Genomic DNA, 13618 nt, shown 5'->3' on the forward strand with positions numbered 1-13618 from the left:
CGACGTGCCATACATATATATGTCGTCTTAAACTTTGACTCCTTGAAAACGACACAGCTTGCAACTTAGTAGCAGGCAGCTTTGTGCGCACTCGTTATAAACTCCGATATGTTCAACAGTCAGAAAACGGACTTTCGGAGAATACCTGCATGAGCAACTTCACTACCGCCATTACCATCAGGCGGAGCAAAATATTGATCGTCTTGATGGCCGCAATTTTCGGGCTTACGACGCTTATCAACAACTTCACGGACTACGCGGCCTACTCCGAGTACATTGGCCGCATCCTCAGCATGAGTGATACGCAAGGAAACGATTCCAGGCAGTACCGCGGCGTCACCTCGTCAATGTTCCATCATCGCTTCTATTGGGCAATCATAACCCTCGAAATAATTTTCACCTTCAGTTTGCTGTATGGCTCCTGGCAGCTCTATAGGAAATTGAAAGCGCCGCGCAGTGAGTTCAATGAGGCCAAGAAATTTTCGATCATCGGCTTTACAGCGGCGTTATTCGTTTACCACGTGTTCTACATAACCATTCTCAGTGAATGGTTTGACATGGAGTACTCCGCTCAATATGACGCCTTTCGCTGGGCGCAAAACAATATCGAATACATGTTCCTCGCCTTGATTTACCTGACAGTGGCAAAGGACAGTTGAGGAACATGCTTTCATGCCAACTTGCCTGTCATCGGCTTGATGCCGGCCCGGGGTTTGCGGAAGACCAGGACGTTACCCAGCATCACCAAGACTAACCCCAACAAGGCCGGAGCAGTCCATTGGTAGCCTTCCGCGAACGCCGACACATTCAGCGCCACCACCGGAAACAGTACCGTGCAATACGCAGCTCGCTCAGGCCCCATACGCCCGACCAACGTCAGGTAAGCGGTAAAGCCAATCACCGAGCCGGGAATGACCAGATACAACAATGAACCGATGTAACGGGTGTTCCACTCCATGTCGAACGGAATACCCTTGACCAGGCACCAGGCCGCCAGCATCGCTGCGCCGTAGGCCATGCCCCAGGCATTGGTCGTCAGCGGCTTGAGGCCGGATTTCTGCTGCAGGCTCGACAGCATGTTGCCGGCAGAAAAACACAGCGTGCCAAACAGTGCCAGCCCCAGGCCCAGCAGGGTCTCCGGGCTGGCGGTGTGGCCGGCGAGCTCGGGCCAGAACAGCAGGCCGAGCCCGACCAAGCCCAGTGCGCCCCCCATCAATACATTACGTGCGATTTTCTGACCGAAGAACATCCGTGCGTTCAGCGCATTCCACAAGGTGGCCGTGGAGAACACCACCGCCACAAGGCCGCTGGGGATCCACTGACTGGCGGTGAGGAAACACATGAAGTTGACGCAGAACAGACACAGGCCCTGCGCCACGCAAATCAGGTGCCCGCGGCGATTCATCACTTGCAGGCGTCGGCTCAGCAGCAACAGCACAAACAGCACCAACGCGGCGAGGCCGAAGCGATAGACGATCGACACCGGAATGGCCACCACGCCCAACTGCCATTTCAAGGCAATCCAAGTGGTGCCCCAGATCAGCACGGTGAGCAAATACAACGAAAGGTTCATGATCAAAGCTCCTGAATAGGGATTCAGTGTGCTGCGCCAGGCTTCGGTGCACTTGCATAAACTTGCGCTTTTGTCGGGCCATGGGCTGGCAGGTCGGGCGCCAGGGAGTAGGATGCAAGTCGTTGGAGAACGCGATCATGCCCGCACTGGAAACCCTGCAAGTCTTTCAAGCCCTCAACCGTTCGCCCCATGCTCGCCTGGAGCACAGCGCCGAACTCGGTGACGGCATGGCTGCAGCCCTGTGGAACAACCATCACGACTCGCAGGATTACGAGGCGCCGGGGCACCACACCCTGTCCTGCTACATCGCCGGGGGCACTGGCACCTTCCGCCGCGATCAACCTGGGCTGATGGGCGCCCCGGACAAACTGTGCATCCTGCCTGCCGAGCACCCTTCGGCCTGGGTGATCAATGGCGATATCCGTCTGGCTCATGTGTACTTCAGCCCCGAGCAGTTTGCCCTTGGCTGCGTCACCTTGCTGGATCGCGAACCTCGCGAATTGCTCCTGCGCGAGCACACCTTTCTCGACGACGCGCTTCAGGCCCGACGCTTTCGCCAGCTGATCGCGCTCAATTGGCACGAGCCCGGCGAGCGCCTGCTCACCAGTAGCCTGGCCCACGAGATGCTTAGCCACGTGCTGCTCGGGCAAGTCGGCAAGCGCGAGGGCTTGCGGCTCAAGGGCGGACTGGCGGCACATCAGCGGCGGCAGTTGGTCGAATTCATCGACGCGCAATTGGCCGAGGCCATCAGCCTGGGGCAATTGGCCGGGTTGTGTGCGTTGTCGGAATATCACTTTGCGCGGATGTTTCGCGAGAGTTTTGGCTTGCCTCCACATCAATACCTGTTGGCCCGGCGATTGCGCCGGGCTCAGGATCTGTTGCGCACGACTTCGCAGGCGTTAGGCGAGATTGCCCTGGCGTGCGGTTTTTCCAGTGCGAGTCATTTCACCAACCGGTTTCGCCAGGCGTTGGGTGGGGCGCCTGGGGAGTATCGGCAGGCGTTTTTGCGCTAGGGCCTGGGATTTGTAGTGGCTGTGCCGCCGTCATCGCGAGCAGGCTCACTCCTACATTGGATCTCCAGTGAACGAAGAACTTCTGTATGACCACGATCCATTGTAGGAGTGAGCCTGCTCGCGATGAACGATGACGCGGTTTAAGGTCAGAACTCCAGCGTGCTCGATAACATCACCTGCCGCGAATCCCCCATCGACACAAAGAACCGGCTCGCCGCCGACGTGTAGTACGTGCGGTCAAACAGGTTCTTCACGTTGAGCTGAAACTTGATTTTCTGCCCCTCGAGCTGGGTGTGATAGGTGGCAAACGCATCGGCCACGGTGTAGCTCGGCAGGTCAAAATCATTCACTGCGTTACCCGCCCTCTCCCCGACGTAACGAGCGCCAGCGCCCACCCGCAATTGATCACCACCGACGATGCTGCCGAAGTCATACACCGCTGACAGCGAGCCACTGTTCTTCGCCACGTTTTGCAGTTTCTTGCCCTTGTAGGTCGGGTCTTCGGTGACCTCGGCGTCGGTGTACGCATAACTGCCGATCATGCTCCAGCGGTCGCTGAGCTGGCCGCTCAGGTCCATTTCCAGGCCACGGGAACGCACTTCGCCAGCGGCGCTATAGATCGTCACCGGCCCCTCGGAATTGGCCACCAGCACGTTGCGCTTCTTGATATCGAACAAGGCGACATTACCGGTGACGCGTCCTGGCAGGTCCAGCTTGGCACCGACCTCCCACGACTTCGCCTCTTCCGGCGCAATGCTGCCATCCAGCACGGTGCTGCTGCCACTCAGCGGCGCGATGGTCGAGTTGGGCTTGAACGATTCGGTGTAGCTGCCATAGAACGACAAGGCGTCGGTGTAGCGATACACCAGCCCGGCACGGGGCACCCACTTCTGCCCATTGCTGTCGGTGTTGGCCTGGAACGGCACGCCCTTGCCGGCGTACTGGTCGTACGCCTGGAACCGTGCACCGCCGACCAGAATCCACTGCTCGGTCAGGTGGACCGAGTCCTGCAGGAACAGCGAATCGCTACGCAGCAGATCGGTCTGCGCGCTGTCCGCCGGGCTGACCGTGGTGCCTTCCACTTCGCGACCATAAACCGGATTGGTGTAGCTGAAAGTGCTCAGGCTTTTCTGGCGGATCAGATCGGCGCGGTAGATCTTGCGGTACTCGTCGTCGATTCCGAATACCAGGTCATGCTGCATGCCCGCGACATCAACCTTGCCTTCCAGGCTGGCCGTGGTAAAGCGGTCGGTGCTGATCGCATTATGGGTGCCGTCCATGCTGCGGGTCAGCGTGCCTTTGCTGGTGTCGATGGCCGTGACGCGCACCTGGCTGGCGTCGTAGGTTTCGCGGTTCCAGCTGTAGCCGAAGTGAGCGCTCCAGTTATCGTTGAGCTCGTGGTCGGCCTCGAAGTGATAGAGGTCCGAGCGGCCTTCCATATCGTTGAACGGTTCGTCGAGGCGGCGCCCACGGGAGATGTCCAGCGGATGATTGTCCCGCGGATCGATGACTGTGCCGCGATCGAACGGTGTGAGGAATTCCCGGTGCTCGTAGGCGAACAATAGCGTGGTGCTCTCGCCGAACCAGGCCAGTGACGGCGCTACCAGGGTCTCGCGACTCACTCCGTAATTGCGCCAGTAATCCTCGTCTTCGTGGTCCAACACCATGCGGTACGCCAGCCCGGACTCGCCCAGCGCGCCCGTGCTGTCGAGCCCGCCGCCACTGCCGTTTTTGCCGTTGCCATAGGTCGAGCCGCGCAGGGTCAAGGCGTTGTATTGCTCAAGCTCGGGTTTCTTGCTGACCATGTTGACCACACCACCGGGGTCCTGGATGCCATACAACAGAGAGGCCGGGCCCTTGAGCACTTCGACCCGGTCCACCGTGGCGTTGAGGCCCCGGCCCTGCACCACTGGCATGCCATCGCGCATGATCGAACCGTTGCGGTTGTCGCCGAAGCCGCGGGTCATCACCGAATCCTGGGTGCTGCCAAGCGTGTTGCCCTGGGTGATGCCACTGACGTTGGCCAGTGCGTCATCCAGGTTACGCGGCGCCTGGTCGCGAATGACCTGCGCCGGGATCACGTTGACGGTCTGGGGAATTTCCTGGAGCAACGCCTGTGAACGCATCACCGAACTGGTGGGGGGTGGCTGATAGCTGGTGGATTGATCCATCACTGAGGTGATGGTGGTCGCGCCCAGGTTCAGGGCACCCTGGGTGGGTAGCGGTTCCAGAACCAGGGTGTGCGCGTCGGTGCGGCGAAAGGTGAGTCCCGAACCGCTGAGCAAGCGCTGCAGTGCCTGCTCGGCACTCATCTGCCCGCTGACTGCGGGGGCGTTGAGGCCGTAGGGCGCATCGTCGGTGTAGACCACGCTGAGGCCGGTGAATCGGCTGAAGTCACTCAAGGCCTGGGGCAGTGGTTTGGCGGCCAGGGCGAAGCTGAACTGGCTGCGCTGCTGAGTCGCCCCGGCCTCCGCCGCCTGGGCGATACTCCACGGCATTAATGCCAATGCGGTAAAGCCCAGTGCGGAAGCACCCAACCATTGTTTGACCGACACCACTTTTGCCCTGGACTTCATTGCTCATGACCTGTGTAGAACCGCAACGGATGCGAATGACTCGCAGTTTCAGTCACTACACGGATGGCGCTGCGGTTTACCTCACCTGGATTCTCGAAATATTTTTGCAAGGGCAAAAGATCGCAGCCTTCGGCAGCTCCTACGGTTGCAACGCAATAACCGGTAGGAGCTGCCGAAGGCTGCGATCTGTTGATCTGGCTTCACCGCAAAATAATCAGACGCCCCATCACTTGGGTCTGCTCAAACCCCAACACCCCCTGCAACGAACTCAACACCGCCTGCGGCTCCTTGCTCGGGAAGCTGCCACTGACCCGGCGCGCCGCCAGTTCATCGTTCAGCAGCACAATCCGCCCTGGGTAATACCGGCCGAGGTCCTTCACCACTTCCGCCAGTGGCACCTTGTAGTAATTGAGCCAACCCTGGCGCCACGCCAGCTGCGCTTCGCTGTCCACCCCGTGGGGTTGCTGCGCCGAGCCTTCGCCATACGCCAATTGCTGGCCGGCGCCGAGGATCTGTTGCGCAGCCTGCCTGTCCGCCGTAACGCCGACCCGCCCCGACAGCACCGTCACCTGCGCACCCCCCGGTTGCAAACGAACTTCAAACTGCGTGCCCAACACTCGAGCCTGGCCCTGTCGCGCCTCTACCACAAAGGGTTCGCCAGTGTGCGTGACGCTGAAAAACCCGGCGCCGCGACGCAACTGCACATGGCGTTCGCCGCCAGTGAAATCCACCGCGATGGCGCTGTCTGCATCCAGGGTTACGCGGGACTGATCGGCCAGGATCACCGTGCGGATTTCCCCCGGGGCCGAAACATAGTCTGCCCCCAGGTCATCCATCCAGCGCGCCGGCTGCCATCCGGCGCCCATGCCAATCATCAGCAACAGACAGGCAGCCAGCGCCAATCCACCAGTCCGGCGCCGCAGCCGATGTTGACGGGAACGGTTGATCGCGTTGAGGTAACCCTGCAAAGCCAGCGCATCTTCATTGGCCAGCGTGCGTGCAGGTGCTTCGCTCAACTCCCACACCACCTGCGCCTGGGCGTAAGCCTCAGCGTGGGCGGGATCGGCTTGCAGCCAGTGGCTGAAGGTGACCTGATCGCCGCTGCTGGGCTGGTCATGCAACAGGCTCAGCCAGGCATAAGCCGCCTGCTCTTGGGCACGTGTCGGAATTAAGCGCTCGGCGTGGTTCACGGTGCTTTCCCTGGCCGTCGTGGTTCAGTTTCGCGCAAGCTCGCCTTGCAAGCTTCGAGGGCGCGCATCATATGTTTTTCCACGGCGCTCTGGGATAAACCCATGGCCTTGGCAATCTCCGCATACTTGCGTCCATGGATGCGGTTGAGCAGAAAAATCTGCCGGGTGCGCTCAGGCAACGCGCGTAATGCGGCCTCGACGTGGCGCAAATCATTGCCGGCTTCCAGCGCCGCCTGCGGCTCGCTGCCGTGGCTGTCCGGCTGATCCGGCAGCCAACCTTCATTGACGCGCACCCGCGTCCCTTCACTGCGCAAGTGGTCGATGGCTATGTTGCCGGCGCAGCGCAGCAGGTAGGTGCTGAGTTCCTCGACCTGCACCAATGGCCGCCGCCAGAATCGCAGGAACAAGTCCTGCACCAGGTCGGCCGCCGTCGCCCGGCAGCCGACGCGCCGATTAACCAGTGCTTCCATCTGCGAACGCTGGGACAGGAACACCTGCAGGAAATGCGCACGTCCGCTGCCCTGTTGTTCGTCTTCGCTGGATGGCGGCGGGTGGCTGGTCATCAGGTCATCACTGCGAATGCGGCAACGGGGCTGGCAAGCAGGCTCACCCCCGCCAGCACCAACACCAGGCGCGGGCGATACGGCAGCAACAGTACCAGCGTCAAGGCACTGAGCATCAATACCGCCGACCACTCGACCAGCCCCAGTCCCCAGCCCATTCGCGCCACCAGCGTCCAGGGCGAAGCAGCCAACAGCAACCAGCCCGCCAGCTTCAGGATTTGCCGGCGCCGGACCGTGGGCTTGTGACCGAGCAAGTTAGCATGATGCCGATCCATCGACAGGCACAACGCAGTAAAACCGCTGTAGCAAAGCAACAGGGCCAGCAGCATCAGTTTGCCTCTCGCTCAAGGGTGATGGGGCGAGCGCGCTGGCGGGTGGCGGGCGCAACCTGGTCGGCCTGGCGCATTTTCCATGCCGCCCAGGCCAGGAACACGCCACTGCACAGGCACGCCAGATCAAACCCGGCCATCGCCCAATCGCCTTGCGTCAGCGTCGCGAGCAAATGATGCGAGGTGGTCAGGGCATTGAGCAGCGGTATGCCGCAAAACAGCAACGCGGCCAGCGCCAGCTGTTCAAACCAGGCGCTGCGACCGCGCCGCAGCAGCGCATGAATCACGCTCAAGCTCCAGGCGATGAAGAAGGCATTAACTTCCCAATCCGCGCGCGCCGTCATTTCGACCGGCAACAGGCGATTGGCCCAGAAGAACACCGCCACCGCGACTGTTAATCCGGACATGCTGGCGATGTTCAGCACTTCCACCAGGCGCAACTCAAACGGCATCACGCCACTTTTTGCATGTTTGAGCTGGCGTTTGCCCAGCCAGATCACCAGCCCGGTGCCGATCACGGCGGTGCTCGCCAGGCCGCAAATGAAGTACAGCCAACGCAACAGCGGGCTGGCAAAACGGCCCATGTGCAAACCATAAAAACTGCCGGCGACGGCCATCGCCACTGGCTGGTTCGGCGTGGCGCTCAGCAGTTGCCCGGTGACGCCATTGAACGTCACCGCGCTGCTCACATCGTGGACGACCCGGTCGGCACCGTCGCGCACCAGCACCACCGAGGCATTGGCATCCCCCGGATTGTTTACCGTCAAGCGCGCCACGCGACCGCCCGACCACTGCTCCCGCGCCCGTTCCAGCAAGGGCGCCATCGGTGCCAGCTGGCCCGGCGTACCGGCGAGCTCCGGCGTGCTGGAAGCTGGAAAGACCTCATCGTAAAACGCCCGGACATCACCTTTGTAGGAAGCGAGGATGCTCGCCGGCATGACCATCGACATGAAGATCACCAGGCTGCTGTAGCTGATCATCAAGTGAAAAGGCAGCACCAGCACACCCACCGCGTTATGCCCGTCCAGCCACGACCGCTGGCCCTTGCGCGGACGGAAGGTGAAGAAGTCCTTGAAGATTTTCTTGTGAGTGATGATGCCGGTGATCAGGCCGATGAACATCACCATGGCCGCGATCGTCGACAACCAGCGCCCCCAGGGATGCGGCATCTGCAGCTGGAAATGGAAGCGATAGAAGAACTCGCCACCCCGCGTCTCCCGGCCTTGCACCTCGGTGCCAGTCTGTGGGTCGAGCAGCTTTTCACTGAACTGCCCACGCTCACCGCGCTTGGCCGGCGACTGTTGCCAGCGCACCGACAGGCCAGGCTCTCGGTCGCTCGGCAAATCGATCAGCCAGCGCGAAGCGCCGGGGGCATGCTGCTGCAAGTAGTCCTGCGCGAGGTTCAGGCTGTGTTCGGAGGAGACCAAGCGCGCCGGAATTTCCGGCTGCATCCAGTGGCTGATTTCGTCCTTGAAGTAGGCGAGTGTGCCGGTCAGGAAAATCGCGAACAACAGCCAGCCAAAGAGCAAACCGGTCCACGTATGCAGCCAGGCCATGGCCTGACGGAAGCCCTCTTTCATGACTGTCCCATCCAGTACGCGCCGCCGGCTATCGCCGCCAGCACCAGCGCCGGGACCATCACGCCGTACCACGCTTGCCACGCACTGCGGCAGGCAAAGCACCACAGCACCGCGCACAGGTAGACCAGAAACGAGGTCATCATCCCGGTGACCACGGCTTCGGCGCGCGGCATCGGCAGCCACAACGTCAGGCAGACGCTGGCCAACGCCGCGACCACATACCCGCCCACCACGGCGGCAAGCACTCGCGAAGTGACCGCCAGTCGATAGGAAACGGGGAGCGTACTGGTTTTGACTTTCATGTTTCGGCCTTGAAACAGGTGAGGCTGCGCGAGCATCCGGCAGCGAAGCAGTCGCCAATAATAATGATAAATATTCTCATATGCAAAAGAGTCCGATGAGAGTCGATTGCCCGAAACCGCTCCAGCCCATTACAATGCGAACAATTCTTGTTCTCTAACGCATCCGAACGCGCTCGGAGTGATCCTGTTGCCACCCGCCAATCCCGTCGAAGTGCTCTATCACGCCCATCACAACTGGCTGACCGGTTGGCTGCGGCGTCGGCTCGGCTGCCCCGAGAGCGCCGCCGACCTGGCCCAGGACACCTTCATCAAGGTACTGACGGCCCGGCAAACCCAGATCATCGAGCCCCGAGCGTTCCTCACCACCATCGCCAAGCGTGTGCTGTTCAATCACTACCGCCGCCAGGACCTGGAGCGCGCCTACGCTGAAGTCCTGGCACAAGCTCCCGACATGTACGCACCGTCCGAGGAAGACCGGGCGATCATCCTGCAGACCCTGATGGACCTCGATGCATTGCTCGATGACCTGCCGCGCCCGGTCAAACGCGCGTTCCTGCTGGCCCAGGTCGATGGCCTGACCTACCCGCAGATCGCCGCCGAGCTGGGCATCTCGATCGCCACGGTCAAGCGACACCTGACCAAGGCGGCCATGCGCTGCTACTTCGCCCTATGAACTCGCCGGCGAATTTTTCTTCACGGGTGGCCGAGCAAGCGGTGCAATGGCTGCTGGAAATCCAGCAAGGTCCGTTGAACCCGCGCCAGCAACACGCCTGGCAGCAATGGCACGATGCGCACAGCGAACATCAACGGGCGTGGGAGCACATCCAGCGCGTCAACCAGCGCCTGCACGGCGTATCGTCGCCCCTGGCGCACGCAGCGCTGAACGCGCCGAGCTCGCGCAGTCGACGCCAGGCACTCAAGCTGCTGCTGATCCTCGGCGCTGGCTCTGCCGCCACCTGGGGCCTGCGTGAACACAACCCATTGACGCCAATGCTCGCCGATTACCGCAGCCCGATTGGCCAGCGACGCAAGGTGGCGCTGGGCAATGGCAGCCAGTTGCAGTTGAACACTGCGAGCTCGGTAGACGTCCGCAACGAGGGGTCGCAGCAGCTGATTCGTTTGCTTGAAGGCGAGATGCTGCTGACCGCCACCCAGGCGTTTCAGGTACGCACCGCCCAAGGGCTTTTGAGGACGCAGGGCGGGCGTCTGAACGTCCGGCAGTTCGCCGATCGGACTCAGGTGGTAGCGCTAGAAGGCGATGTGCAATTAATGCCCGACAATGGCGGTGCGTTGCTGCTCAAGAGCAACAGCCAACTGAGTTTCGGCCCTCACGGGCTCGCCCGCCCCGCTCCCTTGGACGCCAACAGTGGCGCCTGGGCCGACGGCATGCTGGTGGCAGCGCATATGCGCCTTGGGGATTTCCTTGATGAACTTGGACGCTACCGCCGCGGGCAACTCAATTGCGATTCCAGGGTAGCCGACTTGCTGATCTCGGGAAGCTATCCGCTGGACGATAGCGAGCGGATTCTTGATCTGCTGCAGATCAGTTTGCCGGTGAAGGTGAAGCGGTTTACGCGGTATTGGGTGACGGTAGAAGCGCGCGCTTGAAACTCGGAATCGTCCTACGCGAAACAACGAAACGTCTGATATTTCTTCTGTAAGCCTCTCGTTTAGCGTTTCTGTCCCGGGATCAAAACAAAGGACAGACCTAGCATGAAGCGCTATTTCATCACCGTTGGAGCCAAGACCACCGCGAACGGCACGGTACGCACGGGCTGGGAATACGGCGACATCAATGGTGAACTTCTGGCCCGCGAAGACGACGCCATTTACTGCCCGGAGTGCGACAGCATCGGCAAGATTGTTCTGGCCGGCCCGCGCCTCCCTCACGACTTGGGTGGACGCGAAGGCGCCCTCGACGGCGACCTTTGCAACTGCAAGTGTGAACCATGGCCCAAGCTGATTGCCAACCAAACACTGCGTTGTCAGTGGATTGAGGGCGATGTAGCACCGCAGGCCAGACCAGCCGCGCAACCTGCTGCACCACAGCCAACTGCACCCTCCCCAGCCGCACCCCGTACCTCCAGCTTTGCATCACGCCCGTCATCGTCGTTCAGTGAAGTCCCTGGACACGTCTGCGAAAACCTCTGGCGCAGCTATCAGCAACAAGCCGAAGCCATCGTCGCGCCTGGCGGCGTGCTGATTGCAGATCCCAAGGCACGCAACCGCGCGATCAATGCCGCGTATGCCCGGCTGTGGCTGGAAGATGATCGCTTCCAATGGGCGGGGCTGGCGGCGTTTGCTTCCAAGCAGGTGGGTTGTGGATTACTCCATGCCGCTGAGTCAGTCGAAAAAATTCAGGCGCAACACGAAGCAAATGTCCGTTTAAAGGATGCCGTGCGAAGAGGCTTTAGCGGATTATTCGACAAGCGCAGCGAGCTGGAGCGGCTTGAAAGCTCACAACAACGTGAACGAGCAGAACGGGAATACGAAGAAGCCTGTCGCAACAATCCACTGCCCGCTGGGGCCCGCCACGCAGGCGAGTCTTTATCGTATACACAGAAGCAACTCATGTTGGTGCACGACATGCTGGCGTTAGGTAATACCACGCTCTTTCTGGATGTGTATCCGCTGCATGTTTTCTATAAAGAGCGAGGATTCCAGGCGCTTGAAACGTGTCTGGGTTCACGTCAAAAAATTTATGGACATGATCAGTTTCCAGTTCTATGGCCAATCGAGCAGCGCAAGTTGCGGTTCGGATACGACCACAAGGAAATTCTGCAAGCGTTTGAGGCGATTGAAGCGGGAAATGTAGCTGAAAGCGTCGTGTTTCTGGCTGAACATGAGCAGAAGAATATATTGCAGCCAGCGATGTACAACGACTGGTGGTTTGAGTACCTGCTGAGGGGAAATCATTTCTCTTACGTCCAAAACTTTCCTTCCGGCGCTGCCGCAGCCGTCGAACTCACTTTAGCCAGCCAGTGCAGACCCGAGGAAGGACGTACCGTAGGCTTCAGCGGGGACTCCTTTGCCAACTTGGCCGACCTCGGTCAGCGAATGCACTTCGTATTGAGAGCGGCAACTCAGTTTAATAACCTGTTACGAAGCTCGAGTAGTCGCCAACAGATTGAACACTCCATTCGGGACATTGCTGCAGGTCGAGGTGTGCAGTGAGCTTGATAAGACGAATGGGATGGCGACGCCGAACCTTTTTATTGGCAGTCGTAGCTCTACTCATCGCTGTGGCAGTTCGCGCACTATCCGATGAGCCGGAAATTGCGCTGATGCTTGGCGAACCTTGGGAAACCATGCGCCAACGCTCTACCGCGACTATTGCACCAGCGCTCCCCGGGCAATCCTGGTTCCATATACCAAAATCTGATGCGAGTCTTCGCTTTGAGGATTTCCAATACGGGTTCGTGACCCCGCTTGCTCGGTTTTTCACGGTCAGTTTTGATAGTGATGGACGAGTGGGGAGCGTCCGAATGTCACCTCAAATCGAGCCGCTGCTACTCGACGATACATTGAAGGTACTGCTGGATTTGCAAGATCAATGGCGCCAGGCAGGGTGGACTCCGATAAGACTCGATGACTTTCCTTCGTTCGCCGACACTCCAGAATGGCGTGCCAGGCTGCAAAACGTGAATATAGGTGGCACTGCCTATTGGCGGGCTGAGGACAAGTATCAGGTTTTGTTGGGGGTCAATCGGTTTCTGGACGATAAGCGTCCGACAGAGGAGCGCTACCTGATCACGTTGCAACTGGCTACTCCATGGGGGAGGCCAGGACTCTGAACCTTGATGGAAGAAGTGTTAGCCGCATGGGTGGAACTGGTAGTTTCCTGGCACTGGCATTGGCGGTTCTACTGGCTGTAGCGGCAGTTCGCGCGTTATCTGATGAACCAGAAATTGCGCTAATGATCGGGGAGCCATGGGACGCCATGCGCAGCCGATCAACTGCGGACATAGGTCCAGCAATTCCCGGTCAATTTTGGGGCTTGGTACCCAAGTCGGATGCTCGTCTTCGATTTTTGCACCCTCAATACGGATTCGTGACACCTCTGGCTCGTTATTTCACAGTCACTTTCACCAATGATGGCCGCGTCCGAAGTGTGCGAATGTCTCCACAAGTCGAACCACTTTTGCTTGAAGATACGCTTAAGGTCTTATTGGACTTGCAAGATCAATGGCTCCAGGCAGGTTGGATACCTATACGAGTCAATTACGATCCGCCCTTCGCTGACACACCCCAATGGCGGGCCCGATTGAGAGATGTGAACAAAGGGGGCACATCTTATTGGCAAGCCGGAGACCGGTATCAGGTTATGGTGGTGGTCAACCGTTTCAGAGACGTGAAGCGCCCTACCGAGGAACGCTACCTCATCAAGCTTTCGCTAGCCAAACCCTGGGTGGATCCATGATTTCTCACCCTTGAAATTGATTGCAAAGGCGCACCCACATTTTCTAATTAAAAAATGAGCCGTTTTTCAGAT

General features: G+C 59.6%; 14 protein-coding genes. 7 read left to right on the forward strand and 7 right to left on the reverse strand.

The window, feature by feature from the left end:
• Positions 1 to 149 precede the first annotated feature (149 nt).
• A complete protein-coding gene (locus ACYZTK_RS10855; RefSeq protein WP_462014429.1) occupies positions 150 to 659 on the forward strand; it encodes a DUF2165 family protein in 510 nt (169 codons plus the stop codon).
• An 11-nt stretch (positions 660 to 670) separates the two neighbouring features.
• Here ACYZTK_RS10855 and ACYZTK_RS10860 read toward each other — a convergent pair whose 3' ends face one another.
• Positions 671 to 1573 carry a DMT family transporter gene (locus ACYZTK_RS10860; RefSeq protein WP_462014430.1) on the reverse strand — a complete coding sequence of 301 codons (903 nt, stop codon included), beginning with the start codon at positions 1571 to 1573 and terminating at the stop codon, positions 671 to 673.
• A gap of 137 nt (positions 1574 to 1710) precedes the next feature.
• On the opposite strand from ACYZTK_RS10860, the gene ACYZTK_RS10865 reads away from it, so the two are divergent.
• The gene (locus tag ACYZTK_RS10865; RefSeq protein WP_462014432.1) at positions 1711 to 2586 is read left to right on the forward strand and encodes a helix-turn-helix domain-containing protein; all 876 of its coding nucleotides are present in this window, start codon (positions 1711 to 1713) and stop codon (positions 2584 to 2586) included.
• A gap of 146 nt (positions 2587 to 2732) precedes the next feature.
• Here the strand turns inward: ACYZTK_RS10865 and ACYZTK_RS10870 are convergent, their stop codons facing one another.
• The 6 genes from ACYZTK_RS10870 to ACYZTK_RS10895 all read right to left on the reverse strand — a co-directional run bounded on the left by ACYZTK_RS10870 (position 2733) and on the right by ACYZTK_RS10895 (position 9126).
• Complete coding sequence (locus tag ACYZTK_RS10870; RefSeq protein ID WP_462014434.1) at positions 2733 to 5162, reverse strand: TonB-dependent siderophore receptor; 2430 nt, start codon at positions 5160 to 5162, stop codon at positions 2733 to 2735.
• 200 nt (positions 5163 to 5362) lie between these two features.
• Positions 5363 to 6352: a FecR family protein gene (locus ACYZTK_RS10875; protein WP_462014435.1), complete on the reverse strand. Its 990-nt coding sequence runs from the start codon at positions 6350 to 6352 to the stop codon at positions 5363 to 5365.
• Positions 6349 to 6918, reverse strand: coding sequence for an RNA polymerase sigma factor (locus tag ACYZTK_RS10880; RefSeq protein ID WP_462014889.1), 570 nt, complete (start codon positions 6916 to 6918; stop codon positions 6349 to 6351). The genes ACYZTK_RS10875 and ACYZTK_RS10880 overlap by 4 nt, the downstream gene beginning before the upstream one ends.
• Complete coding sequence (locus ACYZTK_RS10885) at positions 6915 to 7244, reverse strand: DUF3325 domain-containing protein (protein ID WP_462014436.1); 330 nt, start codon at positions 7242 to 7244, stop codon at positions 6915 to 6917. Before ACYZTK_RS10885 ends, ACYZTK_RS10880 begins: the two co-directional genes overlap by 4 nt.
• Positions 7244 to 8824: a PepSY-associated TM helix domain-containing protein gene (locus ACYZTK_RS10890; RefSeq protein WP_462014437.1), complete on the reverse strand. Its 1581-nt coding sequence runs from the start codon at positions 8822 to 8824 to the stop codon at positions 7244 to 7246. Before ACYZTK_RS10890 ends, ACYZTK_RS10885 begins: the two co-directional genes overlap by 1 nt.
• On the reverse strand, positions 8821 to 9126 hold the full coding sequence (locus ACYZTK_RS10895) for a DUF3649 domain-containing protein (RefSeq protein ID WP_462014438.1): 306 nt from the start codon (positions 9124 to 9126) through the stop codon (positions 8821 to 8823). Before ACYZTK_RS10895 ends, ACYZTK_RS10890 begins: the two co-directional genes overlap by 4 nt.
• A 187-nt stretch (positions 9127 to 9313) precedes the next feature.
• On the opposite strand from ACYZTK_RS10895, the gene ACYZTK_RS10900 reads away from it, so the two are divergent.
• From ACYZTK_RS10900 to ACYZTK_RS10920, 5 genes are all read left to right on the forward strand, one after another.
• Positions 9314 to 9799: a sigma-70 family RNA polymerase sigma factor gene (locus ACYZTK_RS10900; RefSeq protein ID WP_462014890.1), complete on the forward strand. Its 486-nt coding sequence runs from the start codon at positions 9314 to 9316 to the stop codon at positions 9797 to 9799.
• Positions 9796 to 10734, forward strand: coding sequence for a FecR domain-containing protein (locus ACYZTK_RS10905; RefSeq protein WP_462014439.1), 939 nt, complete (start codon positions 9796 to 9798; stop codon positions 10732 to 10734). The genes ACYZTK_RS10900 and ACYZTK_RS10905 overlap by 4 nt, the downstream gene beginning before the upstream one ends.
• Before the next feature lie 105 nt (positions 10735 to 10839).
• A complete protein-coding gene (locus tag ACYZTK_RS10910; protein ID WP_462014440.1) occupies positions 10840 to 12300 on the forward strand; it encodes a PAAR domain-containing protein in 1461 nt (486 codons plus the stop codon).
• Positions 12297 to 12920 carry a hypothetical protein gene (locus ACYZTK_RS10915; protein WP_462014441.1) on the forward strand — a complete coding sequence of 208 codons (624 nt, stop codon included), beginning with the start codon at positions 12297 to 12299 and terminating at the stop codon, positions 12918 to 12920. Before ACYZTK_RS10910 ends, ACYZTK_RS10915 begins: the two co-directional genes overlap by 4 nt.
• 26 nt (positions 12921 to 12946) lie before the next feature.
• Positions 12947 to 13546: a hypothetical protein gene (locus ACYZTK_RS10920; RefSeq protein ID WP_462014442.1), complete on the forward strand. Its 600-nt coding sequence runs from the start codon at positions 12947 to 12949 to the stop codon at positions 13544 to 13546.
• Positions 13547 to 13618 lie beyond the last annotated feature (72 nt).

This window comes from Pseudomonas sp. LB3P31, assembly GCF_054897945.1.

Excerpts from the sequence above, each read along its gene's own strand:
- ACYZTK_RS10910 (WP_462014440.1), top strand. The coding sequence starts at position 10,840 with ATGAAGCGCTATTTCATCACCGTTGGAGCCAAGACCACCGCGAACGGC.
- ACYZTK_RS10905 (WP_462014439.1), top strand. The coding sequence starts at position 9,796 with ATGAACTCGCCGGCGAATTTTTCTTCACGGGTGGCCGAGCAAGCGGTG.
- ACYZTK_RS10885 (WP_462014436.1), bottom strand. The coding sequence starts at position 7,244 with ATGCTGCTGGCCCTGTTGCTTTGCTACAGCGGTTTTACTGCGTTGTGC.
- ACYZTK_RS10870 (WP_462014434.1), bottom strand. The coding sequence starts at position 5,162 with ATGAAGTCCAGGGCAAAAGTGGTGTCGGTCAAACAATGGTTGGGTGCT.
- ACYZTK_RS10855 (WP_462014429.1), top strand. The coding sequence starts at position 150 with ATGAGCAACTTCACTACCGCCATTACCATCAGGCGGAGCAAAATATTG.
- ACYZTK_RS10895 (WP_462014438.1), bottom strand. The coding sequence starts at position 9,126 with ATGAAAGTCAAAACCAGTACGCTCCCCGTTTCCTATCGACTGGCGGTC.
- ACYZTK_RS10920 (WP_462014442.1), top strand. The coding sequence starts at position 12,947 with ATGGGTGGAACTGGTAGTTTCCTGGCACTGGCATTGGCGGTTCTACTG.
- ACYZTK_RS10865 (WP_462014432.1), top strand. The coding sequence starts at position 1,711 with ATGCCCGCACTGGAAACCCTGCAAGTCTTTCAAGCCCTCAACCGTTCG.
- ACYZTK_RS10890 (WP_462014437.1), bottom strand. The coding sequence starts at position 8,824 with ATGAAAGAGGGCTTCCGTCAGGCCATGGCCTGGCTGCATACGTGGACC.
- ACYZTK_RS10860 (WP_462014430.1), bottom strand. The coding sequence starts at position 1,573 with ATGAACCTTTCGTTGTATTTGCTCACCGTGCTGATCTGGGGCACCACT.